Here is a 690-nt window from a genome sequence, read left to right as displayed (position 1 = left end):
CCCCCCCCCCCCCCCCCCCCACCCCCCCCCCCCCCCCCCCCCCCCCCCCCCCCCCCCCCCCCCCCCCGCCGCCGTTCCCGCAGCCGCTCATCTCGCGGACGCGGCGACCACGGGCGCAGTCCTCACGCGGCCCGGCCGTACCCCTCGCCGCCGCCAGGTGCCCTGTCCTGCGGCGTTCCGGCGCAGTCGCGGCGACGTAGTCCTTGACGGCCCATGGTCCCTGTGTAAACAATTGTTTAATCATGTGCGGGTCGAGTCGGCCCGCACCGCTGAACTGCATCGCCGAACTGCCTCGGACCCTGTGGCCGGGAGCAGGGCGGATCCTCGGCCTTGTCGTCGCAGCCCCGGCCCTCGCGGGGCCGCGCACGCCTGTCGGACCGGGGTCCGCAGAGACGGAGGGCCAGCCCGACGGCACGAACCGCAAACGCACGACGACCACTTGGAAAGAGCGGATGAGCAACTGTCCTGCCAGGTGCCCGAGATCGATCTCGGCCGCTCGGCTTCCGAGCGTCGGTGCGGGCGGCGTCTGACGTTTCCGGGCGCGGCGGACGGCGTTTGACGGGCCGTCAGCCATGCGCTCACCACTCGTTCCACCGCAAGATCCGCCATGAAGGATTCCGCATGAAACTGGAGAACACGTTCAGCATCCCCGTCTCGGCGGAGGAGGCGTGGCGGGTTCTGCTCGACATC

It is taken from the genome of Yinghuangia sp. YIM S10712, assembly GCF_051388935.1.
Taxonomy (GTDB): Bacteria; Actinomycetota; Actinomycetes; order Streptomycetales; family Streptomycetaceae; genus Yinghuangia.
The sequence above is the reverse complement of the archived record's forward strand: the minus strand, read 5'-3'. Positions refer to the sequence as shown.